General features: G+C 61.6%; 23 protein-coding genes. 16 read left to right on the top strand and 7 right to left on the bottom strand.

Going from position 1 to position 23690, the window contains the following annotated elements; genetic code table 11:
- The first annotated feature begins 93 nt into the window (after positions 1-93).
- From AC0JZ4_RS01610 to AC0JZ4_RS01590, 5 genes are all read left to right on the top strand, one after another.
- Positions 94-315 (top strand): putative signal transducing protein, encoded by a 222-nt coding sequence (locus AC0JZ4_RS01610; RefSeq protein WP_471884718.1) that lies wholly within the window; start codon positions 94-96, stop codon positions 313-315.
- Between the two features lie 153 nt (positions 316-468).
- Complete coding sequence (locus tag AC0JZ4_RS01605) at positions 469-1266, top strand: tRNA1(Val) (adenine(37)-N6)-methyltransferase (protein WP_471884717.1); 798 nt, start codon at positions 469-471, stop codon at positions 1264-1266.
- 114 nt (positions 1267-1380) lie between these two features.
- A complete protein-coding gene (locus AC0JZ4_RS01600) occupies positions 1381-2244 on the top strand; it encodes a S49 family peptidase (RefSeq protein ID WP_471884716.1) in 864 nt (287 codons plus the stop codon).
- 63 nt (positions 2245-2307) lie between these two features.
- Positions 2308-2499 carry a hypothetical protein gene (locus AC0JZ4_RS01595; RefSeq protein ID WP_471884715.1) on the top strand — a complete coding sequence of 64 codons (192 nt, stop codon included), beginning with the start codon at positions 2308-2310 and terminating at the stop codon, positions 2497-2499.
- 239 nt (positions 2500-2738) lie between these two features.
- Positions 2739-3668: a glycine--tRNA ligase subunit alpha gene (locus AC0JZ4_RS01590; RefSeq protein WP_471887751.1), complete on the top strand. Its 930-nt coding sequence runs from the start codon at positions 2739-2741 to the stop codon at positions 3666-3668.
- A gap of 34 nt (positions 3669-3702) precedes the next feature.
- On the opposite strand, the gene AC0JZ4_RS01585 is transcribed toward AC0JZ4_RS01590, so the two are convergent.
- Both AC0JZ4_RS01585 and AC0JZ4_RS01580 read right to left on the bottom strand, forming a co-directional pair.
- Positions 3703-3993 carry an addiction module antidote protein gene (locus AC0JZ4_RS01585; RefSeq protein ID WP_471884714.1) on the bottom strand — a complete coding sequence of 97 codons (291 nt, stop codon included), beginning with the start codon at positions 3991-3993 and terminating at the stop codon, positions 3703-3705.
- Entirely contained in the window at positions 3990-4295 is a 306-nt protein-coding gene (locus AC0JZ4_RS01580; RefSeq protein WP_471884713.1) for a type II toxin-antitoxin system RelE/ParE family toxin, read from the bottom strand. The genes AC0JZ4_RS01585 and AC0JZ4_RS01580 overlap by 4 nt, the downstream gene beginning before the upstream one ends.
- Positions 4296-4421: 126 nt before the next feature.
- Here AC0JZ4_RS01580 and AC0JZ4_RS01575 point away from each other — a divergent pair, with 126 nt between their 5' ends.
- The 7 genes from AC0JZ4_RS01575 to AC0JZ4_RS01545 all read left to right on the top strand — a co-directional run bounded on the left by AC0JZ4_RS01575 (position 4422) and on the right by AC0JZ4_RS01545 (position 10431).
- A complete protein-coding gene (locus AC0JZ4_RS01575) occupies positions 4422-4973 on the top strand; it encodes a LemA family protein (protein ID WP_471884712.1) in 552 nt (183 codons plus the stop codon).
- Positions 4974-4987: 14 nt separating this feature from the next.
- On the top strand, positions 4988-6907 hold the full coding sequence (locus AC0JZ4_RS01570) for a DUF2207 domain-containing protein (protein WP_471884711.1): 1920 nt from the start codon (positions 4988-4990) through the stop codon (positions 6905-6907).
- A gap of 64 nt (positions 6908-6971) precedes the next feature.
- Complete coding sequence (locus AC0JZ4_RS01565) at positions 6972-7190, top strand: antitoxin MazE family protein (RefSeq protein WP_471884710.1); 219 nt, start codon at positions 6972-6974, stop codon at positions 7188-7190.
- Positions 7191-7192: 2 nt separating this feature from the next.
- Complete coding sequence (locus AC0JZ4_RS01560; protein ID WP_471884709.1) at positions 7193-7516, top strand: type II toxin-antitoxin system PemK/MazF family toxin; 324 nt, start codon at positions 7193-7195, stop codon at positions 7514-7516.
- 107 nt (positions 7517-7623) lie between these two features.
- Complete coding sequence (gene glyS, locus AC0JZ4_RS01555; protein ID WP_471884708.1) at positions 7624-9777, top strand: glycine--tRNA ligase subunit beta; 2154 nt, start codon at positions 7624-7626, stop codon at positions 9775-9777.
- A gap of 104 nt (positions 9778-9881) precedes the next feature.
- Positions 9882-10133 (top strand): type II toxin-antitoxin system ParD family antitoxin, encoded by a 252-nt coding sequence (locus tag AC0JZ4_RS01550; RefSeq protein ID WP_471884707.1) that lies wholly within the window; start codon positions 9882-9884, stop codon positions 10131-10133.
- A complete protein-coding gene (locus tag AC0JZ4_RS01545; protein WP_471884706.1) occupies positions 10126-10431 on the top strand; it encodes a type II toxin-antitoxin system RelE/ParE family toxin in 306 nt (101 codons plus the stop codon). Before AC0JZ4_RS01550 ends, AC0JZ4_RS01545 begins: the two co-directional genes overlap by 8 nt.
- 156 nt (positions 10432-10587) lie before the next feature.
- On the opposite strand, the gene AC0JZ4_RS01540 is transcribed toward AC0JZ4_RS01545, so the two are convergent.
- From AC0JZ4_RS01540 to AC0JZ4_RS01525, 4 genes are all read right to left on the bottom strand, one after another.
- Positions 10588-12420, bottom strand: a complete 1833-nt coding sequence (locus tag AC0JZ4_RS01540) for a methyl-accepting chemotaxis protein (protein ID WP_471887750.1) — start codon at positions 12418-12420, stop codon at positions 10588-10590.
- Positions 12421-12686: 266 nt separating this feature from the next.
- The gene (locus AC0JZ4_RS01535; RefSeq protein WP_471884705.1) at positions 12687-13169 is read right to left on the bottom strand and encodes a plant virulence effector HPE1-like domain-containing protein; all 483 of its coding nucleotides are present in this window, start codon (positions 13167-13169) and stop codon (positions 12687-12689) included.
- A 101-nt stretch (positions 13170-13270) separates the two neighbouring features.
- Positions 13271-14542 carry a phosphoribosylamine--glycine ligase gene (gene purD / locus AC0JZ4_RS01530; RefSeq protein WP_471884704.1) on the bottom strand — a complete coding sequence of 424 codons (1272 nt, stop codon included), beginning with the start codon at positions 14540-14542 and terminating at the stop codon, positions 13271-13273.
- 128 nt (positions 14543-14670) lie between these two features.
- Positions 14671-14871, bottom strand: coding sequence for a hypothetical protein (locus AC0JZ4_RS01525; RefSeq protein ID WP_471884703.1), 201 nt, complete (start codon positions 14869-14871; stop codon positions 14671-14673).
- A gap of 250 nt (positions 14872-15121) precedes the next feature.
- On the opposite strand from AC0JZ4_RS01525, the gene AC0JZ4_RS01520 reads away from it, so the two are divergent.
- The 3 genes from AC0JZ4_RS01520 (at position 15122) to ubiA (ending at position 20077) form a co-directional block, all read left to right on the top strand.
- The gene (locus AC0JZ4_RS01520; protein ID WP_471887749.1) at positions 15122-17422 is read left to right on the top strand and encodes a Tex family protein; all 2301 of its coding nucleotides are present in this window, start codon (positions 15122-15124) and stop codon (positions 17420-17422) included.
- 171 nt (positions 17423-17593) lie between these two features.
- On the top strand, positions 17594-18850 hold the full coding sequence (locus tag AC0JZ4_RS01515) for a class I SAM-dependent methyltransferase (protein WP_471884702.1): 1257 nt from the start codon (positions 17594-17596) through the stop codon (positions 18848-18850).
- A 276-nt stretch (positions 18851-19126) separates the two neighbouring features.
- Entirely contained in the window at positions 19127-20077 is a 951-nt protein-coding gene (gene ubiA / locus AC0JZ4_RS01510; protein ID WP_471887748.1) for a 4-hydroxybenzoate octaprenyltransferase, read from the top strand.
- Between the two features lie 115 nt (positions 20078-20192).
- Here the strand turns inward: ubiA and AC0JZ4_RS01505 are convergent, their stop codons facing one another.
- Entirely contained in the window at positions 20193-20759 is a 567-nt protein-coding gene (locus AC0JZ4_RS01505; RefSeq protein WP_471884701.1) for a DUF6101 family protein, read from the bottom strand.
- A 336-nt stretch (positions 20760-21095) separates the two neighbouring features.
- Between AC0JZ4_RS01505 and AC0JZ4_RS01500 the strand changes: the two genes are divergently transcribed.
- Positions 21096-23687, top strand: a complete 2592-nt coding sequence (locus tag AC0JZ4_RS01500) for a DUF1217 domain-containing protein (RefSeq protein ID WP_471884700.1) — start codon at positions 21096-21098, stop codon at positions 23685-23687.
- The last annotated feature ends 3 nt before the right edge of the window (positions 23688-23690 follow it).

Raw genomic sequence — 23690 nt, 5'->3', positions numbered from 1 at the left:
TTGCATTCAACGACAATAGAAACTGGTCCTTAGGGCGGCAAGGCCAAACCGGCAAGTTAAAAACACAAAGCATTTTTCACGAAAGGGTGCCCATTGATCGAGCTTATCCGCACCAATGACGTCGTCACCCTGTCCGTTGCCGAAAGTCTGATGAAGGATGCGGGCATCCATTGCATGGTCGCCGACCAGTCGATGAGCGTGCTCGAAGGCTCGCTCGGGCTTCTGCAGCGGCGGTTCCTTGTGGAGACAGCACGCGCGGACGAGGCGCGGCAGATCTTGCAAGATGCGGGGCTTGCCGAGGAGCTGCGGCCGTGAGGATCACGCGACTGCCCCTCATACAACTGCCGACGCATTCTCTCATTGGCGAGGGGGCGAAGAATGTATGCCGCATCGTTTCTGTTCCTCTCTTGCGATGCGTGGGCTTTGTGCCCTCGCCGCGCTTGCGGGGAGAGGGGTAGGGTGAGCGGCATGTCTGTGTCTTCAACATTCACCATCGACGCCTTCCACCGCGGCCGTTTCCATGTCGTCCAGCCGAAAGGCGAGGGCCATCGCTCCGGCATCGATGCCATGCTGCTTGCCTCGCTGGTCGCAGCCGACAAGCCCGTCAGCGTCGCCGACCTTGGCTCCGGCGCCGGTGCGGCGGGCCTTGCCGTCGCCTCAAGGCTGGAGAATGCAAACATCCTGCTGATCGAAAAATTCCCGATCATGGCGGAGTTCGCCCGCAAAACCATCGATCTGCCGGAAAACGCCTTCCTCAAGGATCGTGTGAGGGTGGTGGAGGCCGATGTGACGCTGACCGGCAAGGCGCGCGTCGCGGCAGGCCTCGACGATGAAATCCACGATCACGTCATCCTCAACCCGCCCTTCAACAACCCTGGGGATCGAAAGACGCCGGACAGCCTGAAGGCGCAGGCCCACGCGCTGACCGACGGCCTGTTCGAGGCGTGGCTGAGGACGGCCGGGGCAATCATGAAATCCGGCGGTCAGCTGTCGCTGATCGCGCGGCCGGAATCGATCGCCGAAATCCTCGCCGCCTGCGGCAGGCGTTTCGGCGGGGTGGAGATCACCCCGGTCCATCCCCGTCCCGGCGAGGATGCGACCCGTATTCTGGTCACGGCGATCAAGGGATCGAAGGCAAGGCTCCTGTTCCGCTCGGCCCTCGTCATCCACGGGACCGACGGTCACTCCTTCCAGACGGTGGTCGACGATCTCAACAATGGCCGCACCGCTTACCCCCGCCGTGGCAAGGCTTCTGCCCGCAGTTGACCAATCCGTGAACCCGAAATCCTGCGGAAGCCCCTGAATTCCTGCGCAAACCATTGCGTTTGCAGCAAAGCTACATACATCCCATCCACCTGAGTATTGATGATGGGAGAAGACATGGGTTTCCTCGGCTGCCTGCTGCCAAAACGTTTCCGCAAGAAGGGGATTGCCATTCCCGTGGTCCGCCTGCACGGCGCGATCATGACCGGCGGCAGCCAGTTCAAGCCGACGCTGAGCCTTGCGACCGCAGCCCCGATGCTGGAAAAGGCGTTTTCCCGCAAGGATGCCCCGGTCGTTGCCATTTCCGTCAATTCCCCCGGCGGCTCGCCCGTCCAGTCGCGCCTGATCTTCCAGCGCATCCGCTCGCTGGCAGAGGAAAAGCAGAAGAAGGTGCTGATCTTCGTCGAGGATGTCGCGGCCTCCGGCGGCTACATGATTGCGCTTGCCGGTGACGAGATCTTCGCCGACCAGACCTCGATCGTCGGCTCCATCGGCGTCGTCTCCGGTGGCTTCGGCTTTCCGGAAATGCTGAAGAAGATCGGCGTCGAGCGCCGTGTCTACACCGCCGGCGAAAACAAGGTGATCCTCGATCCGTTCAAGCCGGAAAAGGAAAGCGACATCGAATACCTGAAGACGCTGCAGGTGGAGATCCACAAGGTCTTCATCGACATGGTCAAGGCGCGCCGCGGCGAGCGGCTTGCCGATGACGGCGAGATCTTCTCCGGCCTGTTCTGGACCGGCAACCGCGGCCTCGAACTAGGCCTGATCGATGGCTTGGGCGACATGCGCGAGGTGCTGAAGCGCCGCTTCGGCAAGGATACGAGGATGGAACTGATCGGCAGCGCCCGCACGCTGTTCGGCAAGCGCCTGCCGGGCGTGTCGGCCAGCCCGTCGTCCTTCGGCGAAATTGCAGCCGATGCCGGTGCGGGGCTTGCCGCCGGCATCGAAGAAAGGGCATTGTGGAGCCGATACGGGCTCTGACCGGCCCACAAGCGCTTCGCTTGAGGCGGAGCGCGCCTATGTGTTTAAGGATTTCAAAGGGAAATGGCCCAGCTCATCTTTCTGGTCGTCGTCGCATGCGGCGGGTGGATGCTCTACAAACGCTTCATCAAGGATGCCGAAAAACTGACGGCGAAGACCAAGCGCGAGGAAAAACAACGCCAGACCGGCGCGATCGGCACGCTGGAGAAGGACCCCGTGACAGGGGAGTACCGGGTGAAGAAGGACGAGGAGTAGGCCGGAGCCTGCTGCAGCCGTCCTTCAGGCCGTGATCCGGTACGTCATCTGTGCTGCGTGTATTTTTCGTCGAACGTCGCCCTGACCCTGTCGGCCATGGAGGTCACCAATCCCTTCCTCTGACGGCTCCTCGATAAATCCTTGACCCATGTCCCCCCGCATGGCACTCGTCCGCATCCTGAAAACAAACGATGCCGATGATCCCGATGACCGATCTGCCCGAACACATGGCCCCCCATATGGACCCCAAGCGCTCTTTCCAGGCGCTCATCCTGACGCTCCATAACTACTGGGCGGACAAGGGCTGCGCCGTTCTGCAGCCTTACGACATGGAAGTCGGCGCCGGTACGTTCCATCCGGCCACCACGCTGCGCGCACTCGGACCTAAGCCGTGGAAGGCCGCCTATGTGCAGCCCTCGCGCCGCCCGTCCGACGGTCGCTACGGTGAAAATCCCAACCGGTTGCAGCACTATTACCAGTATCAGGTCATCCTGAAGCCGAACCCGTCCAACCTGCAGGAACTCTATCTCGGCTCCTTGAAGGCGATCGGCCTCGATCCGCTTCTGCATGACGTGCGCTTCGTCGAGGACGACTGGGAAAGCCCGACGCTGGGTGCCTGGGGTCTTGGCTGGGAATGCTGGTGCGACGGCATGGAAGTCTCGCAGTTCACCTACTTCCAGGCTGTCTGCGGCATCGATTGCTCGCCGGTTGCCGGCGAACTGACCTATGGTCTTGAACGCCTCGCCATGTATGTCCAGGGTGTCGACAATGTCTACGACCTGAATTTCAACGGCCGCGAAGGCGAAGAGAAGATTTCCTATGGCGATGTCTTCCTGCAGGCAGAGCAGGAATACTCGCGCCACAATTTCGAATTCGCCAACACCGAAATGCTGCATCGCCACTTCATCGATGCCGAAAAGGAATGCCAGGCGCTGCTCGCCGCCGGTGCGCCGGGGGAGGCGGGTGTTCTCCATAAATGCGTGCTGCCGGCCTACGACCAGTGCATCAAGGCGTCCCACGTCTTCAACCTGCTGGATGCCCGTGGCGTGATCTCGGTCACCGAGCGCCAGAGCTACATCCTGCGCGTGCGCACGCTGGCCAAGGCCTGCGGCGAAGCCTTCCTGCTGACCGACGCCGGCGGCGCCAATTTTGGCGAAAAGTCCGCCTGAGCCCGGCTATCCAATCGTGCAGCGATGCCGCCCATTATGCGGCGTCGCTCTTTTCCAGCGAAAGCCGGAAACCCAACGCCTGAACAACCTTCTGGACTGTTTCGTAACGTAGCTTCGAACCGGATTTCAGAGCCTTGTAGAGACTTTCCCGGCCCAGCCCGGAAAGCTCGGCCACTTGCGACATGCCCCGCGCTTTGGCCACATGCCCTAGCGACGTAATGAAAACGTCCGGGTTTTCATCTTGCATGGCAAGTTCCAGATATTCCAGCATCGCGTCTGGGCTATCGAGATAGTCTGCGATTTCGAATGTGCTGATCTCGGTCATGGTCGTTCTCTTCCGATTGCCCCGGCCATCTCGATGGCTCTGCGAATATCCCGCTTCTGGGTCGACTTGTCGCCGCCGATCAGCAGCAGGTAGATGGTTTCGCCCCTGCGCGTGAAATAAACCCGGTATCCCGGCCCATAATGGATACGCATTTCCGACACGCCCTGGCCAACCGGCTCGCAATCGCCGAAATTTCCCTGTTCTGCCGAAGTCAGGCGGACAAGGATCTTCAGCCTTCCTCTTTGATCTTTAAGCGAGCGTAACCATTCGTCGAATTGCGATGTCTTCTCGAACCTGTTCATGAGAATTGTATCCGATCGGATACTTGGCTGCAATGACGGTCAGCCGGTTAAAGTTTAGGGCGCAGGCTATTCAATAAACGATGCATCGCGTTAGATGTATCGGCAGAAACTGGGGGTATTATCGCCATGTATATCGCACTCGGCCTGATCGCCATTGCCGCAGTCTATGTGATCTTCATTTACAACGGCCTCGTCCGGGCCCGGCAGATGGCCGAGGAGGCGTGGTCCGGCATCGATGTGCAGCTGAAACGCCGCGCCGACCTGATCCCCAACCTGATCGAGACGGTCAAGGGCTATGCGGCCCATGAGAAGGGCACGTTCGAGGAAGTGGTCAAGCTGCGCAACCAGGCGCAGGCCGTGCCCGCCGGCGATGTCGCCGGCCGCGCCCAGGCGGAAGGTCTCTTGTCCCAGGCATTGGGCAAACTCTTCGCCCTCGCCGAAGCCTATCCCGACCTCAAGGCCAACCAGAATTTTTCCGAACTGCAGACGTCGCTGGAAACGATCGAAAGCGAGATCCAGATGGCGCGGCGTTACTACAACGGCTCGGCCCGCGACCTCAACATCAAGGTCGAAAGCTTCCCGGCCAACCTTGTCGCCGGCCCGTTCGGCTTTTCGAAGCGCGAGTATTTCGAGATCGAAAACGAGGCGGACCGCGCCGTGCCGAGCGTGAAATTCTGATCGGGAGACCGCGGATGATCCGGCACGTCCTCATCGCTCTTGCAGTCCTTGTGGCCGCATGCCTGCCGGCCACCGCCGAGGAATTCATTCGCAGCTACCATTCGGATATCCGCATCGCAACGGATGGCGAACTGACCGTCTCCGAAACGATCACCGTCAACTCGGAGGGTGATCGTATCCGTCGCGGCATCTTCCGCGATTTTCCGCTGACCATGCAGGATGCGGAAGGCCGCACCATCCGTGTCGGCTTCGATCTCGTCTCCGTCACCCGCGACGGCCGGCCCGAGGCTTCCCATACTGAAAGCATCTCCCGCGGCATCCGCATCTATGCCGGCGGCGAAAACAGCCTGCTTGCGCCCGGCGAGCATACCTATGTCATTACCTACAGAACGACGCGGCAGATCCGCTATTTCGACAGCCACGATGAACTCTACTGGAACGTCACCGGCAATGGCTGGCAGTTCCGCATCGCCCGCGCCTCGGCCCGCGTAACGCTGCCGGGCGGCGAGGTGACACAGACCACCGCCTTTACCGGCGCCTATGGCGAAACCGGCCGCGATGCGCGCAGCCAGGCCGCTGGTGCCAACGCCACATTCTCCACCACGCGGGCGCTCGGAAACGGGGAGGGGCTGACCATCGTCGCCGGCTTTCCCAAGGGCATCATCGCCGCTCCATCGGCCGATCAGCAAGGCGCCTGGTGGTGGCGCGACAACCGCAACCTGCTGCTTGCGCTCGGCAGTCTTGCCCTCGTGCTTGCCTATTACATGCTGATCTGGCGAAAGATCGGCCGCGATCCCAAGGGCGGCGCCATCATCCCGCGCTGGCATCCGCCGCAAGGTATCTCTCCGGCGCTGGTCAATTACATCGACGAAAAGGGCTTTTCCGGCAGCGGCTGGACGGCCTTTTCCGCCAGCCTGCTCGATCTCGCGGTCAAGGGCTATCTGGTGCTGGAAGATCTCGGCTCGCGCGTCGTCGTGCGCATCACCGACAGCAAACCGTCGAAGGATCTGCCGCCCGGCCAGAGGGCGCTCCTGTCCCGGATGGGCGCTGCCGGCGATAGCTTCGCCATCGAAAAGTCGAATGGCGAGAAGGTGCAGCAAGTCGGCAAGGCCTTCCGCGAGGCGATCGAGAAGGAACATCGTGGCAAATACTACCGGCACAATGTCATGGCCGTCGTCTTCGGCGTCTTCCTCAGCATCGTCGCACTTCTTCTTCTGTTCATCATCGGCGATATCGATCCCGACAACATCGCCTTTATGGTCTTTCCCGCCATCTTCGGCGCCTTCTGGTCCTTCTTCGCGCTGAAAGCGGCGCAATCGCTGATGCGGCGAAAGACGCTTCTCGCCCGCATCATGGGCGTCATCGCCTTTGCCTTCTTCGGTTTCGTCGCGCTCGGCGTTGTGGCGCAGTTCCTCATGGGGCTGCTAGCCAGCATGAACGAGGGCGAGTGGCCGGTCTTTGTCGGCGTCGGCGGCATCGTCATGGTCAATGTCGTCTTCTTCTTCCTGATGGGGGCCCCGACCCCGCTCGGCCGTCGGCTTATGGATGAGATCGAGGGCCTGCGCCTCTATCTGACGGTCGCCGAAAAGGACCGCATGAACATGGCCGGTGCGCCAAGCATGTCGCCACAGCATTTCGAGACGCTTTTGCCCTATGCCGTGGCGCTCGGTGTTGAAAAGCCCTGGGCCCGGGCCTTCGAGACCTGGCTTGCAACGGCCGCCGCGGCCGGTGCCGCAGCCTATGCCTCCACCTGGTACCACGGCGATGGCGTCGGCAGTTTCAGCGATCGCATCGGCGGCTTCTCCTCCGACATGGCCTCGACCATCGCCTCCACCATCCCGACGCCGAAAGCCTCGTCCTCCTCGTCCGGCTTCTCGACCGGCGGCGGCTTTTCCGGTGGAGGGGGAGGCGGCGGCGGAGGAGGCGGGTGGTAGCGCCCGCTTGATCACAGCCCATGGATGAATTACGTTACATGTAACATTGTCTCAGGAGGTGAACATGCCCGCTTCCGTCGGAAAGCGTGTCCAGAAACATCGTGAAACCCTCAGGGCATCCGGCCTTCGCCCGGTGCAGATCTGGGTGCCGGATACCCGCAAGCCCGGCTTTGCGGAGGAATGCCGCCGTCAGTCGAAGATCGCAGCCTTGGCCGACGCAGCCGATCGCGAGATCGCCCCTTTCCTCGACGCAGCACTTGCCGACCTTGACGAGACGGACTGACGATGCGGCGCGGCGATCTGGTTACCGTCGCGCTGTCAGGCGATTTCGGCAAGCCGCGCCCGGCGCTCGTCATCCAGTCAAACCTTTTTGACGAGACCGGTACAGTGACGGTCCTGCTTGTCTCGGCGACACTCATCGACGCACCACTGGTCCGCATCACGATCGAACCGTCGCCAGAAAACGGCCTCCAAAAGATATCGCAGATCATGATCGACAAAACCATGTCGGTGAAACGCGACAGGCTCGGCCCGCCCTTCGGCCGTGTGGATGATGAGGTGCTGTTGGCGGTCACTAGATCGCTGGCGGTATTTCTTGGTCTCGTTTGAGCATGACGGGCCTTCAGCCTCTACTTTCCCGATCACAACTGGTGACTTTTGCGGAATGGCTTGCTAAGCCCGCGACGACATTATTTTCAGCGTAAAGACACCAAGCCATGCCCGACCTGCTTCTTGAACTCCGCTCCGAGGAAATTCCCGCCCGCATGCAGCGCAAGGCGGCGGGCGATCTGAAGAAGCTCGTCACCGACGCGCTGGTGGATGCAGGCCTGACCTACGAGGGTGCGCGCGAATACTGGACGCCGCGCCGCCTGACGCTGGATATCCGCGGCCTGACTGCCCGTTCCGCCGATCTGCGGGAGGAAATCAAGGGGCCGTCCACCTCGGCGCCGGAACAGGCGGTGGCCGGCTTCCTGCGCAAGGCGGGGCTTTCGGATATCTCGCAAGCCCAGGTCGCCAACGATCCGAAGAAGGGCGACTATTACGTCGCGATCGTCTCCAAGGCCGGCCGCGCCGCCGAAGAAATCATCGAAACCGCCATGCCCGGCATCATCCGCTCCTTCCCCTGGCCCAAATCGATGCGCTCCGGCTATGCCTCTATGCCGAAGGGCTCGAGCTATGGCGGCATCGAGGGCAAGGGCCCGGAAAGCCTGCGCTGGGTCCGCCCGCTGCAGTCGATCGTCTGCATGTTCGGCCCCGAGCATGACGAGACGAAGGTCATCCCCTTCGAGATCGACGGCATCGTCGCCGGCAACGTCACCTACGGCCACCGCTTCCATGCGCCGGACGCCATCACCGTGCGCCGCTTCGACGATTACGTCGCGAGCCTGGAAAAGGCCAAGGTCATGCTCGATGCCGACCGCCGCAAGGACATGATCCTGCACGACGCCCGCGATCTCGCGTTTGCCAGCGGCCTGGAACTGGTCGAGGACGAAGGCCTGCTCGAGGAAGTCTCGGGCCTCGTTGAATGGCCGCATGTGCTGATGGGCACGTTCGAGAAGGACTATCTCGAGATCCCGGCCGAAATCATCCGCCTGACGATCAAGACCAACCAGAAGTGCTTCGTCACCCGTCCGCAAGGTGCGGAAGAGGGGCTTTCGAACCACTTCATCCTGATCTCCAATATCGACGCCAAGGATGGCGGCAAGGAAATCATTCACGGCAACGGCAAGGTCGTGCGCGCGCGCCTGTCGGACGCAAAGCATTTCTGGACCCGCGACCAGCACGACATCCCGGATCTCGGCACGCTGACCGAATCGGCGAAGAAATTCGACCTCGACCTGAAGAAGCCGCTCGACCAGCGCATGGCCAAGCTCGATGCGCTCAAAGTCACATTCCACGCCAAGCTCGGCAGCCAAGGTGAACGCGTTGCCCGCATCCGCGCGCTGGCGAAGGAACTGGCCCCGATCGTCGGCGCCGATCCGATCCTCGTCGATCGTGCCGCGGTTCTCGCCAAGGCAGACCTGCGCACCGAGGCCGTCGGCGAATTCCCCGAGCTGCAGGGCCTGATGGGCCGCCGCTATGCCGGCCTGCAGGGCGAAAACGAATCCGTCGCGATCGCCCTTGAAGACCACTACAAGCCGCAGGGCCCGTCCGATCGCGTGCCGAAGGACAAGGTGGCAATTACCGTTGCTTTGGCCGACAAACTCGACACGCTGGTCGGCTTCTGGGCCATCGACGAAAAGCCGACCGGCTCGAAGGACCCGTATGCGCTCCGCCGTGCGGCGCTGGGCGTGGTGCGTATTCTGCTGGAGCGGAATGTGCGGCTGCCGCTTTTGGCAACCACAAAGGATGCCGACCTCCTCTCCTTCTTCCACGACCGTCTAAAGGTCTACCTGCGCGACATGGGTGCCCGTCATGACATCATCGATTCCGTCCTGACGCCGGAAACCGACGATCTCCTGCTCGTCGCCCGTCGTGCCGAGGCGCTGACCTCCTTCATCTCGTCGGATGACGGCAAGAACCTCTTGGCCGGCACCAAGCGTGCGGTCCAGCTTCTTGCCGCCGAAGAGAAGAAGGGCACCGTCGTCGCCGATGGTGTTTCGGAAGAGCTGTTGAAGCTGGATGCCGAAAGGGCGCTCTGGACGGCCATCAAGGCAGCGTCGGCAGAAGCATCCGCGGCCGTCGAAAAGGAAGATTTCCGCTCGGCCATGGAAGCCCTGTCGAAGCTGCGCGCTCCGGTCGACACGTTCTTCGAGGACGTGCTGGTCAACGACGAGGATGCCGCCATCCGCGCCAACCGTCTTGCTCTCCTCAAGGCGATCCGCGAGGCGACCGGCACGGTTGCCGATTTCTCCAGGATCAACGGCTGATTGTCGCTATCGCGCATAATCCTCCAGAAGCCCCGTGAATGCGGGGCTTTTTCATGGGGTCTTCTCCGTGTTAAACTCTGGCTCGGACAAATCCGGAGCCACCGATGAACAAGCCCGTGCAGGTGACCGTCAGCGATCAGGCGGCAAGTTTCGTATCGCGCGAACTGGAGAGTGGACGTTTCGATACCGTCGACGAGGTGGTCGAGGCCGGCTTGCGCATGCTTGAGGAAGAGCAGATCAAGATCGAGCGCTTGCGGGAGCTTTTGATCGAAAGCGAGAACAGTGGCCCCGCGGAACCATTCGATCGGGCAGCGCTGATGGCGTCGGTTCGTGCCTCGTGGGCGGGACGTGGTTGACGTTCGGCTACGCCCGACGGCAAAAGAAGATCTGCGCGGCATCGGGCGCTATACGCGCGAACACTGGTCAGCGGAGCAAGCCGAGATCTATATTGATCAGTTGCTGGATGTGATCGAGCAGATCGGCGAGCATCCCTTAGCAGGTCAGGATGTGGTGGATATCCGTGAAGGATATCGGCGTCGTGCGGTGGGGCGTCATTTTATCTTCTACGCTCTTATGGCCGACGGCTCTGTCGAGATTGCCCGCATCCTCCACGAAAAGGTCGATGTCCGACGCCATCTCGACGAAAGCGAATAACCGCAAACCTCATCGTGCGGCATGGCGCAGCCCATCAAGCCGTCCGAACGTCCGCATCCCGTCATATCCAGAAAAAAAGCCGCCGGACACATGGCCCGGCGGCTCCCCCATCCCCCTGATACCCCCCGGGGAACGGTATTCGTGATCGCGTGAACCTCAGCTCGCCATGCGCATTTCGCCGGCCATCCCGCGCAGACGCTCGACGCCCGTCGTGCCTCCGATGCGGAAGCTGCGGATCAGGTTGAGCAGTTCCTCCGTATCGGCCGCCAGCGCTTCCGCCGAGGCGGTCGTTTCTTCGGCCATCGCGGCATTGTGCTGGGTCGCCGCGTCGAGCTGGTTGAGCGACGAGGAGATCGAGCGCAGTGTCGTGTCCTGTTCGGCCGCCGAAGAGGCGATCTTGCTGACGATGTCGCTCGCCGCCTTCACCTGGCCGGAAATCCGCTTCAGGGCTTCTCCTGCCTCGCCGACCAGCCGCACGCCGTTTTCCACCTGAGTGGAAGAGCGCGAGATCTGTGCCTTGATTTCCTTGGCGGCATTCGCCGAACGCTGTGCCAGTTCGCGCACTTCCTGGGCGACGACGGCAAAGCCCTTGCCGCTTTCGCCGGCGCGCGCCGCCTCGACGCCTGCATTCAACGCAAGCAGGTTGGTCTGGAAGGCGATCTCGTCGATGACGCCGATGATCTTGGTGATCTCTCCGGAAGACTGCGAGATGCCGCTCATCGCGCCGATCGCCTCGGCGACCACCGCATCGCTGCGGCTGGCTTCGCCGGATACGGCAACGACGCGCTGCGCCGCTTCCCTGGCTCCGTCGGCGGTCTGCTTCACGGCAACCGTCAGCTCGTCGAGCGCCGCCGATGTTTCCTCCAGATTGGCGGCCTGGCGCTCGGTGCGCTGCGACAGCTCGTTGGAGGCGCGACGAATCTCTTCCTTCGAACCGCCGATGTCGATGCCCTTTGCATTGACCCTGGACATCGCGGCTTCCAGATGCACGATCGCCTCGTTGAAATTGTCGCGCAGGCCGGCATAGCGGCTGCCCAGATCGCCGCAGCGCACGGTCAGGTCGCCCTTGGCAAGATCTTCCAGCGCCGCGCCGATGGTGGATACGACACGGGCCTGAAGTGCTGCTTCGTCCCGCTGCATGTCGAGGTTCTGCTGACGCTCGCCGTCGAGTTCTTCCTGGCTGCGCTGCTGGCGTTCCTCCATGGCATGGCGCTCGCGCACCTTCTGCTGCAACGCTTCCGTCGCGCGCGCCATCAGGCCCACTTCGTTTCGCATGTCGGTATGCGGGATCTTCATGGTGACATTCTCGTCGGCCACCGCATTCAAGGCCTGCCGGATTGCGCCGAGCGGGCCGGAAATGTTGCGGATGACGAAGAAGGCAAGCATGGCGGCAAAGACCAGGATGCCGGCGCCGATGCCGACCGCCTTCATCACCTCGCCGCGGATCTGCGCCTCCAGATCGTCGACATAGACGCCGGTGACGAGAACCAGCTGCCACGGCTCGAAGGCCAGCGCATAGGAACTCTTGCGGAAACCGTCGCCTTCCTCGCCGGGCTTCGGCCCGAGGAAATCGGCGACACCGCCGCCGGCGCGGCCGATCTTCACCATCTCGTCGCGATACATGAAGCCGGTCACGTCCGGCTTGCCCTTGAAATTCTGGCCGACCCGCTTCGGGTCGGGATGCAGCCGCATCGTCACGTCGTAGTCATAGGCATAGAGATAGCCGTCGGGCGTGAACTTCATCGCTGACAGCGCCGCAAAGGCCTGGGCCTGCGCCTGCTCGCGGTTAAGTTCGCCGGCGGCTTCCCGCCTCTGGAACGAGCCGAGAATGCCCATGCCGCTTTCGACCTGCGTGCGCAGCATCGCATAGCGTTCGCCGTAGATGGCCTGCGTCGCGGTGCGCAGCTGGAAATAGGTCGCGACTGCGAAGGCGGCGATAAGCGCCAGCACGAGCAGAACGAGCTGGTGGGAAATCTTCAGGTTCTTCATGCCGTCCTCATAAGGTGGCAACGGCGGATCCTTCTGCCGTGTGTGCGGCAGTCGTAGCGCTATCGATTGTCGGGATTGGCACATCCTGCGCCGCATGCGTGCTTCATCGCACAGGTCAACCTATGCATGGCATAGTTGAATAAAATTTTAAGTTTTACGCGCCGTGATGCCGCAGGCGGATATGTTGTACGTCGAAACTATAAAACAGGCCGCTCGCGCGGTGCCGAAGCAGCGCATCGCCATCCGCAAAATAGTTGGATTGCAGATTACTTCTGGCGCAGCGGCACATCGTCGAAATGCGGCGCCCTGCCTTCGGCCGTGCCGGTCTTGTCTTCGACGGCGCCGGTCTGCGAGTTGAAATCGATGGTGCCGATCTGTTCGGCCGCGGCCTGAACTGTGGGTTCGACATTGCGGCCACCACCGGTGGAAACGGTCGCCTGCAACTGCTCGGCGCTCATCCATTCCGGCACCTTGCTGATATGCAGGACGGGTGACCCGCCCATCCAGTGCTCGGTGCGCACGATCTTCTTCTCGCCGTCGATCTCCATCACCGCGACCGACTGCACGCCATCCTTCAAGACCGGAATCCGGTAGGATGGTTCCTTGATCTTCGGCGGCGGGCAGTTTTCGCAGCCCTTGCGCACCACGCTGAACCCGGTTTCGCGACCCTGCGTGGAAAACGGCGTCACCGATTGCGCCTGGGCGGAGCCGGCGGCAACAAGAAAGATGGTGATGGCCAGATGACGCATGATGCAAATCCTCGCTTTGCATCATGCTTAGATCCAAGTGGTTGCGATCCCGTCAGAAGAATGGGTAAACAACCGCTTAAATTCGAATGGTCGGCAGACGTTCAGGACGTCTCGCGCGCCGCAGCCCGCCAGCCGATATCGCGGCGGCAGAAGCCGTTGTCCCATTTTACGCCTTCGACCAGCGCATAGGCCCCGGCCTGGGCATCGCGTACGGATGTGCCTGTTGCCGTCACGTTCAGCGCGCGGCCGCCGGTTGCCACCAGCTGCCCGTCCTTCATCGCCGTGCCGGCATGAAACACCTTCTCGCCCTTGCCCGTTTCGGGCAGTGCGGCGATCTGCGTGTTCTTGTCGAATGCGGCGGGATAGCCCTTCGAGGCCATGACGACGGTCAGCGCCACGTCGTCGCTCCATTCGGCGCTCACCTGGTCGAGCGTGCCGGTGGCGGCTGCATAAAGGATCTCCAGAAGATCGCTCTTCAGGCGCATCATCAGCACCTGGCATTCCGGGTCGCCGAAGCGGACATTGTACTCGATCAGCTCCGGCCCCTTCTGGGTGATCATCAGGCCGGCGAAGAACACGCCGGTGAACGGATAGCCGCTTTCGGCCATGCCGCGGATCGTCGGCTCGATGATCTCCTTCATCGTCCGCTCGACCATTTCGGGCGTCATCACCGGTGCAGGGGAATAGGCGCCCATGCCGCCCGTGTTCGGGCCTGTGTCGCCGTCGCCGACGCGCTTGTGGTCCTGCGCGGTGGCCAGCGCCAGAGCCGTCTTGCCGTCGGAAAGGCAGAAGAAGCTCGCCTCCTCGCCGTCGAGATAGGCTTCCACCACCACTTCCGCACCGGCTGCCCCAAAGGCGCCGTCGAAGCAGTCGGTGATGGCGGCCAGCGCCTCTTCCTCCGTCATGGCAACGGTCACGCCCTTGCCGGCCGCAAGCCCGTCGGCCTTGACGACGATCGGCGCACCCTGCGCGATCACATAGGCCTTGGCCTCATCCGCATTGGTGAAGCGGCCATAGGCGCCGGTCGGAATGTTGTAGCGGGCGCAGATGTCCTTGGTGAAACCCTTGGAGCCTTCCAGCTGGGCGGCTGCAGCCGAAGGGCCGAAGACGACAATGCTTTTGGCGCGCAATGCATCGGCAATGCCGGCGACGAGAGGGCCTTCCGGGCCAACGACAACGAAGTCGATGCCGGTATCGAGGCAGAAACGGGTGACGGCGGCATGGTCGTCGATGTCGAGCGCGACGATCTCGGCATGATCCGCGATGCCGGGATTGCCGGGAGCGGCATAGAGGGCCGTCAGTTTGTCAGACTGGGAAAGCTTCCAAGCCAGCGCATGTTCGCGGCCACCGGAGCCGATCAGCAGAACCTTCATAAACCGCCCTCTTCAAGGTTTTCGTAACCGGGCGGTTAAGGCCGCGAAGGCCAAAGGTCAAGGAAAAGCGGCATGTCTGCAGGCGGGGGCGGCCGACCCTTGGGGATAAAGGGGCGGCCAGGCCTTGGTCAGAGAGACGAATGCCTGTCCTGGCGCAATGACAGGGTCGTCTCGAAAATCACTTTGTTCCTGTAGGCAAGGAACGGAAATGGCTCATTTCTCAACTCGGCGTCTTTGATCTTTTCAGTCAGATAGAAGATGGCGGCTTCAAGCTCTTGCGAGCCAACCGCCGCATCGATTGCCAGCTTGCTGGCGATACGTTTAGGCATTCATACCTCCAATGGGTGCCGCATCATGCGGCGCCCCTAACTATAGGAACTGCCTCGAACGCGAGAAGGTGTCAGAAGTTTCTCCACCGTGTCAGCGTTAGCGGGGTGTGAACGGCGTCCCGTTTTGGAGCGTCGGCTTCGAAACCGGTTGATGTCGTGTTCCACCATCCTGTGAGTGCCGCACGGCGCTATGTTGTCTTGCCGCAAAGTTTGACTATGGTCGCGCCTCTTAGAATGAGACGAGGACATGATGGCCGCCGATATCCAGAAACTCAGCATTGCGATTGCCGCCGAGATCAACGCCCGCCCGGATCAGGCCAAGGCCGCGATCGGTCTTCTGGACGAAGGTGCCACCGTTCCCTTCATCGCCCGCTACCGCAAGGAAGTGACCGGAGGCCTCGACGACACACAGCTGCGCAATCTGGCCGAACGCCTCGTTTATCTGCGCGAACTGGAAGCCCGACGCACCTCGATCGTCGACAGCATCAATACCCAGGGCAAGATGACCGATGAGCTTGCCCGCAAGCTGGCAGGTGCCGCGACCAAGGCCGAACTGGAAGATCTCTATCTTCCCTACAAGCCGAAACGCCGTACCCGCGCCGAAATCGCTCGCGAGCGCGGCCTCGGCCCGCTCGCCGAAGCCATCTGGGCCGATCGTTCCGCCGACCCGGCAAAGCTCGCCGAGGCTTATGTTCAGGGCGAGGTTGCCGACGTGAAGACGGCGCTCGACGGCGCCCGCGACATCGTTGCCGAAACCATTTCCGAAAATGCCGATCTGCTGGGGCGCCTGCGCCAGCATATGCGCGATGGCGCCGTGCTCCGCGCCAGGGTGGTGGACGGCAAGCAGGAAGCAGGCGCCAAATTCGCCGACTATTTCGACCATACCGAACGCTGGGCAACCGTGCCCGGCCACCGCGCGCTCGCCATGCTGCGCGGCTGGAACGAGGAAATGCTGACGCTGACGATCGATGTCGACGCGGATGAGACATCGCCGGTAAAGCCCGCCCAGCGCATCATCGCGTCCGCTTTCGAAATCCGCGGCTCCGACAAGGGCGACCTCTGGCTGATGGACGTCGCCGGCTGGACTTGGAGGGTAAAACTCTCCGTCTCCCTGTCGCTCGACCTGATGCGGGAAATGCGCGAGCGCTCGGAAGAGGACGCCATCCACGTCTTTGCCCGCAACCTCAAGGACCTGCTGTTGGCGGCCCCCGCCGGCTCGCGTTCCACCATGGGCCTCGATCCGGGCATCCGCACCGGCGTCAAGGTGGCGATCGTCGATGCCACCGGCAAGCTGATCGATACCTCGACCGTCTATCCCTTCCCGCCGAGGAACGATCTGCGCGGCACGCAGGCCGAGCTTGCCTCGCTCATTCGCAAGCACGATGTCGAGCTGATCGCCATCGGCAACGGCACCGGCAGCCGCGAGACGGAAAAGCTGGTGGCCGACATGCTGGCCTCTCTTCCGGGAACAAAGCCGACGAAGGTCATCGTCTCGGAAGCCGGCGCATCGGTCTATTCCGCCTCCGAAACGGCCGCCGCAGAATTCCCCGGCCTCGACGTATCGCTGCGCGGTGCCGTCTCGATTGCCCGCCGCCTGCAGGACCCGCTGGCGGAACTCGTCAAGATCGAGCCCAAGGCGATCGGCGTCGGCCAGTACCAGCACGATGTCGACCAGGGCAAGCTCGCCCGCTCGCTCGATGCCGTGGTCGAAGACGCGGTGAATGCCGTCGGCGTAGATCTCAACATGGCGTCTGCGCCTCTGCTCGCCCGTGTCTCGGGCCTCAGCAAGTCGATTGCCGAGGCGATCGTTGCCCATCGCGATGCCAACGGCGCCTTTGCCAGCCGCAAGGACTTGCTGAAAGTCGCTCGTCTGGGCAACCGCACCTTCGAACAGGCCGCCGGCTTCCTGCGTATCCCGAACGGCAAGGAGCCGCTCGATGCGTCCTCCGTCCACCCGGAAGCCTATGGCGTGGCGAAGAAGATCGTCGCCGCCTGTGGCCGTGACCTGCGCACGCTGATGGGCGACAGCGCGGCGCTGAAAGCGGTCGATCCGCGCCAGTTCATCGACGAGCAGTTCGGCCTGCCGACGGTCAAGGACATCATCGCCGAACTGGAAAAGCCCGGCCGCGACCCGCGCCCCAGCTTCAAGACCGCGACATTCGCAGACGGTATCGACGAGATCACCGACCTGAAGCCGGGGATGCTGCTCGAAGGCACGGTCACCAATGTCGCCGCCTTCGGCGCCTTCGTCGATATCGGCGTACATCAGGACGGTCTCGTCCACGTCTCCCAGCTGGCCGACAAGTTCGTCAAGGACCCGCATGAAGTGGTGAAAGCCGGCGACGTGGTGAAGGTCCGTGTCGTCGAGGTGGATGTGAAGCGCAAGCGGATAGGCCTCACCATGCGCAAGGATGGCGGCGAACCGGCACCATCCGGTCCGCGCGGCGGCGATCGTGCCAAGCCGGCCCAGCAAAAATTCATGAAGACCGAAAAATCGTCCTCGCAGGGCGCTTTCGGTGCGGCACTCGCGGAAGCTTTAAAAAAGCGCTGAATTCGACGAGCTTCCCACTCAACTCCACCTTTGGATGTACGCCGTCAGACAACCGTTTGACGGCGTGTTGTTTTGTGTCATTTTCACGGCAGGAATGTGCTTGCAGTCCTGCGTTCAGCGATTAGATTTGCAAAGATAGTAAGGCAACCTTAGTATTTAGGAGGTGGGCTTATGGCCTCGTCCCTTCACAATCTTCTCAGCAAAATCATCAAGGTAGGTACACTTGTCGTTCGCGGCACGGGCGGTGAACAGCGCTATGGCGGCGGGGGAGGGCGAACCGTCGCCATCCGTTTCACCGACGAGGCGGCGGAGCGGGATCTTCTGCGCGATCCGCAATTGCAGCTCGGCCAGCTCTATATGGACGGCAAGCTTCTGGTCGAGGAGGGCGACATCTACGAGTTCCTGGCGCTGATCAAGGACAACACTTTGTCGGAAGGCCTGACCTTCGGCATGATCGTCCGCGGCATCGGCCGCATGATCGAGGCGCAGTTCCGCAACCGGGTCCCGGTCAACCACAATCGCCGCAACGTCTCGCACCATTACGATCTCGACGAAAAGCTGTTCGCGCTGTTTCTCGACGAGGACTGGCAATATTCCTGCGCCTATTTCAATCCGCCTGGCATTTCGCTGGATGAGGCGCAGATCGCCAAGAAGCGCCATATCGTGGCGAAACTGTTGGCCGAACCGGGCCAGAAGGCACTCGAAATCGGCTCCGGCTGGGGTGGCATGGCGATGTACCTGTCGGAATCGTCCGGCGTCGACGTCACCGGCATCACGCTGTCCACCGAACAGCTGAAGATCTCCCGCGAGCGCGCGGCAAAACGGGGACTTGCCAACAGCGTCCGCTTCGAGCTGCAGGATTACTATTATCTGCCGCCGACCAAAAGCTACGACCGCATCGTCTCGGTCGGCATGTTCGAGCATGTCGGGCGGCTGAACTACAAAAAGTTCTTCAATAAGGTCAACGACGTCATGGCCGATGACGGCGTCATGGTGCTGCATTCGATCGGCCAGCCCTATCCGGCGATCTACAACAATCCCTGGATCGAGAAATACATTTTCCCGGGCGGCTACATTCCCTCGCTGGCGGAAGTCCTGCCGGCGATCGAAAAGGCGGGCCTGCTCGTCTCCGATGTCGAAATCCTGCCGATGCACTACGCCTATACGCTGCGCCATTGGCGCGAGCGCTTCATGGCCAACAAGGACAAGGCGGTCGCTCTCTATGACGAGCGTTTCGTCCGCATGTGGGAATTCTACCTCGCCGCCTCCGAAATGGCCTTCACCCACGAGGCCTTCCACATCTTCCAGATCCAGATCGTCAAGCAGCGCAATGCCGTGCCGGACAATCGCGACTACATCTATCAGCGCGAGGCGGAGCTGAAGGCGTTCGAGCAGGAAAGGGTGCCGCTGGACAGGATTGCTGTTTGATTTTGAGTGGCGTTTGAACCCCTCACCAACAAAATCTAAGACTTAGCATTTGGCTAAGATCTTGATTTTGTATCCTCTCCCACAAGGGGAGAGGTAGCGCCTCGAGGGTGCCTCGCCCTCCAGCATCTCTCCCCTTGTGGGAGAGAAAGCAATTTCGAAATCTTAGCCGCAGGCTAAGTTTCAGAAATTGCCAGTGAGGGGATTGCTCCTTGCACCTTCGGCAGTGGTTGACCTCCTTGACCACCGCAAATCCCCGGCGCTAGAACCTCGGCCATGATGACAAATACTTCCGATACCGGCGCCCGCGTGGCCGATGCGCCTTCCGACAATTTTGTCTATCGCGTCCTGCCGCGGTGGCTCTGGCCCTATGCGCAGTTGGCCCGCTGGGATCGCCCCATCGGCTGGCAGCTTCTGATGTGGCCATGCTTCTGGTCCGTGGCGCTGGCAGCCGATGCCGCATCCGATGATCCGGACGTCTCCATCGCCACCGTCCTCTTCTATCTGTTCCTGATGTTCGTCGGTTCCGTCGCCATGCGCGGCGCCGGCTGCACCTACAACGATCTCGTCGACCACGATATCGACATGGAAGTGGCCCGCACCCGTTCGCGCCCGCTGCCGTCCGGCCGGGTGACCCGTTTCGGCGCCAAGGTCTTCCTCGCGCTCCAGGCGCTGGTCGGGCTGCTTGTCCTCGTCCAGTTCAACGGCTTTTCGATCCTGCTCGGCATTGCCTCGCTGGCCGTGGTGGCGATCTATCCCTTCGCCAAGCGCTTTACCGACTGGCCGCAGTTCTTTCTCGGACTTGCCTTCTCCTGGGGGGCGCTGATGGGTTGGGCGGCGATCTTCGGTTCGCTGTCCTGGGCCGCGATCTGGCTTTATCTCGCCGCCGTCGCCTGGACGATCGGCTATGACACGATCTACGCCCATCAGGACAAGGAGGATGACGAGCTGATCGGCGTCCGCTCGACCGCGCGCCTGTTTGGTGACAACACCAAGGGCTGGCTGGTCGGCCTCTATGGGGCAACCCTTCTTCTGCTGCTCTTCTCGTTCATCGCTGCGGATGCAGGCTTTGTCGCCTATCTCGGTCTTGTCGCCGCGGCGGTCATGCTGGCCTGGCAGATCCTCATTCTGGACATCGGCAATCCCGATCACTGCCTGCGACTGTTCAAGTTCAACACACGCATCGGCGCGACGCTGTTTGCCGGCCTGTTGATATCCTATCTGTTCTGAAGCGATCGCGGCAGGGACACTCGGCCTTCACGACAAGGCCTGCACCAAAACGAAAAAGCCCGGCTCGAAAGCCGGGCTTTTTTGCTGTGCCTTGTGCAGGAGAGGGACATCTCCCTTACCTGCGGGCGATGATTTCCTTGCCCTCGATCTTCATCGCCACGCCGAGTGTGCCGGTGGTGCGGCGAACGAGGAAGCGGGGACGCCGTGCAGCGAAATAGGAGTGGCGGCGGCGCGGACGCGCCGTCTGGGCGCGCACGTCGCCGATATGGTTTTCCAGCGGACGGGCAACGCCGTCGGCTTCCACCATCAGCATCGGAATGCGGAATGCATCCGACCACGAACGCCAGTCGGCGGCGATGTCGCAGAGATCGTGTGCGACGAGCAGCGGGATGCAGAGATCCGGATCGTCGTGATGCAGTTCGAGCGTCACGGTGACTTCGCCGTCGCCATGGTCGATGGCGCGGGCGGCAACGCCCTTGAAGGCCCGCGCCGGCAGCGCGAAGGACAACGGCAGGCCGCTGCCCGGAAGAATCTTGCGCAGCACGGCGCCGCGCTCGTCGATGGTGATCGTGACATTTCCTGATGTTTCGCTCAGCGCATAGGTGATCTGCTGCGGAAAGCGAGACGGATCGAGCCTCAATGTCGATCCTGCCCAATCGGGCTTCAGAACGGTTTTGTTCATCGCGTATGCTACCCTTGTTTTACCTGAGAGCCGCTTCCGGTTTTCCGTTGTCGGTATCTCTTGCGGGACTTTTGTCCTCTGATGGGCACACATTAGGCGGCGGCCTTGCCAGAACTGCTTAAAGATCGCGGTTAAGGAAAGTTTGCTTCCCCTGATGGTTACCGAAAGCCGCAATTATCGCGGTTTCCGAAGGGTGAACGGGCCACTCTCGTCCCGCCGCGGGACAGGGCGTCAAATCGTTAGTCAAAGGCTGTGGAAAGCTTGGAAAAAGCTCCGGGCAAGGCTCATGCTGCATCATTGCGAAAGCAGCGCAGACTGACCAGTGAGGCCCTCCGCATGGTATCGACCTATCTCAGCTATGATCTCGTCAACCGCGATATGACCGCGAGCCTCAGGCGGATCTCCAGCCAGACACAGGTTTCCAACGATCAGGCCTATTACCAGGAAAACATCGGCAAGGTGACGACGGTCGACGAGTTCCTCGACGACTACCGACTCTACAGTTTCGCCATGACGGCCCACGGCCTCGGCGAAATGACCTATGCCAGGGCCTTCATGAAACAGGTGCTGGAAAGCGACCTGTCGGATGAAAACAGTTTCGCCAACCGCCTGACCGATGAGCGCTATACCACTTTTGCCGCCGCCTTCAATTTCGGCGGCGTCAACCCGGAAACCGCCGTCGCCCAGTCCGAGGCGCAGATCGACGACGTCGTCGATTTCTACAATCAGCAGATCACCGCGCTCGAGGACAAGACGCAGGAAGACACGCGCTATTTCAACGTCATGTTCGGGCAGGGCAATATCGACAGCGTCGACGAATTCCTGCGCAACGACCAGCTGCGCGAATATGTCTTCACCGCTTATGGCATCGATGGAACCTATTATAACTATGCCGCGATCAAGGGCGCGCTGACCAGCGACCTGAGTGATCCGAACAGCTATTTCAACACCGCCTTTGCCCCGAGGCTCGCGACCTACAACACCGCCAGAACCGAGGATAACGAGCTTGCGGAGCGCATTTCGGCGCGCGCCGCCATCCCCACATACGAGCAATCGATCAGCCTCGGCCAGCAGCGCAAGGCCGATTTCGAGGCGCAGATCGAGGCGAAGCGCAGTGAAATGAACAGCGGCGGCGACCAGCAGGCGCTGCAGGCCGAGATCGATGCCCTGCAGGCACAGCTGGACGAAACCGACACGCTGATCGCCCGCGACCAGGCGTCTCTTTCGCAGACGCAGGCGCGTTTCGACGAACTGGACGCACGGCTCGTGCCCATCGACCAGACCAGCGCCAGAAGAACCGAGCTGTCGGCCATCATGAGAAGCCAGGGCAGCGGCATCGCCTATTACCAGCAGCTGGAAAGGCTGGCGCAGGATTTTCAGTTCAACGCCGATGGCAGCGTTCCGGCGGGCGGGGCGCTCAGCGAAAGCAAGCGACAGGATATCGTCGCCGACTATTTCGAAGGCCAGGAACGCGTCACCCGCGCCGAGGCGATCTTCAATCAGGAATATTTCGAAAGCAAAATCGCCACCATCACCACGGTCGACGACCTTCTGGCCGACCAGCGCATCTACCAGTATCTGCGCACTGCCTTCGATCTCGACGAACCCACCGTGGTCCGCTCGACGCTGGATCAGATCCTCACCAGCGATCTCTCCGACCCCAACAGCTACGCCAACCGTTTCTCGGAGCAGAACCCTCAATATCTGGTGCTCGCGAACGCCTTCAACTTTGGCACCGACGGCACGACGACGGCCGGGGCGGCGCAGACGACGGCGCAGACCACCGCCACCCGCAACGACTACATGTCGCGCTGGAACGACACCCAGGAAGAGGAACTGGACAGGGCGATCACCTTCTACCGGTCGGATATGGCCGCGGTGGAAAGTCTGGATGATTTTCTAAGCTCGGACGCCCAGATCACCTACGAGTTCGCGCTCGACGCCGTTGGCATCGATCCCGCGTCCGTCTCGAAGTTCGTCATCAGCCAGGTCCTGCGAAGCGACCTCTCCGATCCGTCCAGCTATGTTTACACGCTGAACGACGAACGGTTCCTGTCGCTCGCCAAGCTCTTCAATTTCAACAGCGATGGCGACGTGACCAATCCCGTCCTCGCCCAGTCCAGCTCCACGATCACCAATGTCGCCAAGGACTATATCCTGCGCCAGACGAGGCATCTCGAAGGCGACGAGCTTGAGGCCGCCCGCACGGCCGCCGAAGAGGACAGCCAGTATTATACCGATGCCATGCAGCGGCTCGACAATCGCACCCAGCTGCTTGCCGATCGCCGGCTGCTGGACGTCATCCTGATTGCCGAAGGCTTCGACCCCGAAACGATCACCAACGACTTCCTCGAGCAGATCTTCAGCTCCGACATCGACGACCCCGAAAGCTTCGTCAACCAGCAGGATGACAAGCGCTTCGCCCAGATCGTCGGCTCGTTCAATTTCGATGCCGAGGGCGAGATCGACCGGGCCAAGGGCGGCGCGGTCCAGAATGGCGGCGAGATCGTCGCCACCCAGTCGATGTATCTGCGCCAGCTCCTGGAAACCGAGCAGGGCAACGACAATGCAGGCGTGCGTCTGGCGCTCTATTTCCAGCGCATGGCCGACACGATGACCGACCCTTATGTCATCCTCGGCGACGATGCGCTGGCCGAGTTCTTCCGCGTCACCTACAGCCTGCCCACCGAATTCAGCAACATGGATGTCGATGCGCAGGCCAAGGTCGTCGAGAAGAACCTCAATCTCGAAGACCTGTCAGACCCCGCCAAGCTCAACCGGCTGATCGAGCGCTTCACCGCGCTCTATGATCTGGAAAACAACTCCGCCCTGAACTCACCGGCCGTATCCATCCTCAACGGCAGCAACGGCTCGGCCGGCATCAGCGCCGATACGCTCTGGGCGCTGGCCCAGCTCGGCGGCCGGTAAACC

Source organism: [Rhizobium] kunmingense, assembly GCF_977018605.1.
This window is presented reverse-complemented; position numbering and strand designations above follow the sequence as displayed.

Excerpts from the sequence above, each read along its gene's own strand:
- AC0JZ4_RS01605 (WP_471884717.1), top strand. The coding sequence starts at position 469 with ATGTCTGTGTCTTCAACATTCACCATCGACGCCTTCCACCGCGGCCGT.
- AC0JZ4_RS01600 (WP_471884716.1), top strand. The coding sequence starts at position 1,381 with ATGGGTTTCCTCGGCTGCCTGCTGCCAAAACGTTTCCGCAAGAAGGGG.
- AC0JZ4_RS01595 (WP_471884715.1), top strand. The coding sequence starts at position 2,308 with ATGGCCCAGCTCATCTTTCTGGTCGTCGTCGCATGCGGCGGGTGGATG.
- AC0JZ4_RS01590 (WP_471887751.1), top strand. The coding sequence starts at position 2,739 with ATGGACCCCAAGCGCTCTTTCCAGGCGCTCATCCTGACGCTCCATAAC.
- AC0JZ4_RS01585 (WP_471884714.1), bottom strand. The coding sequence starts at position 3,993 with ATGACCGAGATCAGCACATTCGAAATCGCAGACTATCTCGATAGCCCA.
- AC0JZ4_RS01580 (WP_471884713.1), bottom strand. The coding sequence starts at position 4,295 with ATGAACAGGTTCGAGAAGACATCGCAATTCGACGAATGGTTACGCTCG.
- AC0JZ4_RS01575 (WP_471884712.1), top strand. The coding sequence starts at position 4,422 with ATGTATATCGCACTCGGCCTGATCGCCATTGCCGCAGTCTATGTGATC.
- AC0JZ4_RS01570 (WP_471884711.1), top strand. The coding sequence starts at position 4,988 with ATGATCCGGCACGTCCTCATCGCTCTTGCAGTCCTTGTGGCCGCATGC.
- AC0JZ4_RS01565 (WP_471884710.1), top strand. The coding sequence starts at position 6,972 with ATGCCCGCTTCCGTCGGAAAGCGTGTCCAGAAACATCGTGAAACCCTC.
- AC0JZ4_RS01560 (WP_471884709.1), top strand. The coding sequence starts at position 7,193 with ATGCGGCGCGGCGATCTGGTTACCGTCGCGCTGTCAGGCGATTTCGGC.
- glyS (WP_471884708.1), top strand. The coding sequence starts at position 7,624 with ATGCCCGACCTGCTTCTTGAACTCCGCTCCGAGGAAATTCCCGCCCGC.
- AC0JZ4_RS01550 (WP_471884707.1), top strand. The coding sequence starts at position 9,882 with ATGAACAAGCCCGTGCAGGTGACCGTCAGCGATCAGGCGGCAAGTTTC.
- AC0JZ4_RS01540 (WP_471887750.1), bottom strand. The coding sequence starts at position 12,420 with ATGAAGAACCTGAAGATTTCCCACCAGCTCGTTCTGCTCGTGCTGGCG.
- AC0JZ4_RS01535 (WP_471884705.1), bottom strand. The coding sequence starts at position 13,169 with ATGCGTCATCTGGCCATCACCATCTTTCTTGTTGCCGCCGGCTCCGCC.
- purD (WP_471884704.1), bottom strand. The coding sequence starts at position 14,542 with ATGAAGGTTCTGCTGATCGGCTCCGGTGGCCGCGAACATGCGCTGGCT.
- AC0JZ4_RS01525 (WP_471884703.1), bottom strand. The coding sequence starts at position 14,871 with ATGCCTAAACGTATCGCCAGCAAGCTGGCAATCGATGCGGCGGTTGGC.
- AC0JZ4_RS01520 (WP_471887749.1), top strand. The coding sequence starts at position 15,122 with ATGGCCGCCGATATCCAGAAACTCAGCATTGCGATTGCCGCCGAGATC.
- AC0JZ4_RS01515 (WP_471884702.1), top strand. The coding sequence starts at position 17,594 with ATGGCCTCGTCCCTTCACAATCTTCTCAGCAAAATCATCAAGGTAGGT.
- ubiA (WP_471887748.1), top strand. The coding sequence starts at position 19,127 with ATGACAAATACTTCCGATACCGGCGCCCGCGTGGCCGATGCGCCTTCC.
- AC0JZ4_RS01505 (WP_471884701.1), bottom strand. The coding sequence starts at position 20,759 with ATGAACAAAACCGTTCTGAAGCCCGATTGGGCAGGATCGACATTGAGG.
- AC0JZ4_RS01500 (WP_471884700.1), top strand. The coding sequence starts at position 21,096 with ATGGTATCGACCTATCTCAGCTATGATCTCGTCAACCGCGATATGACC.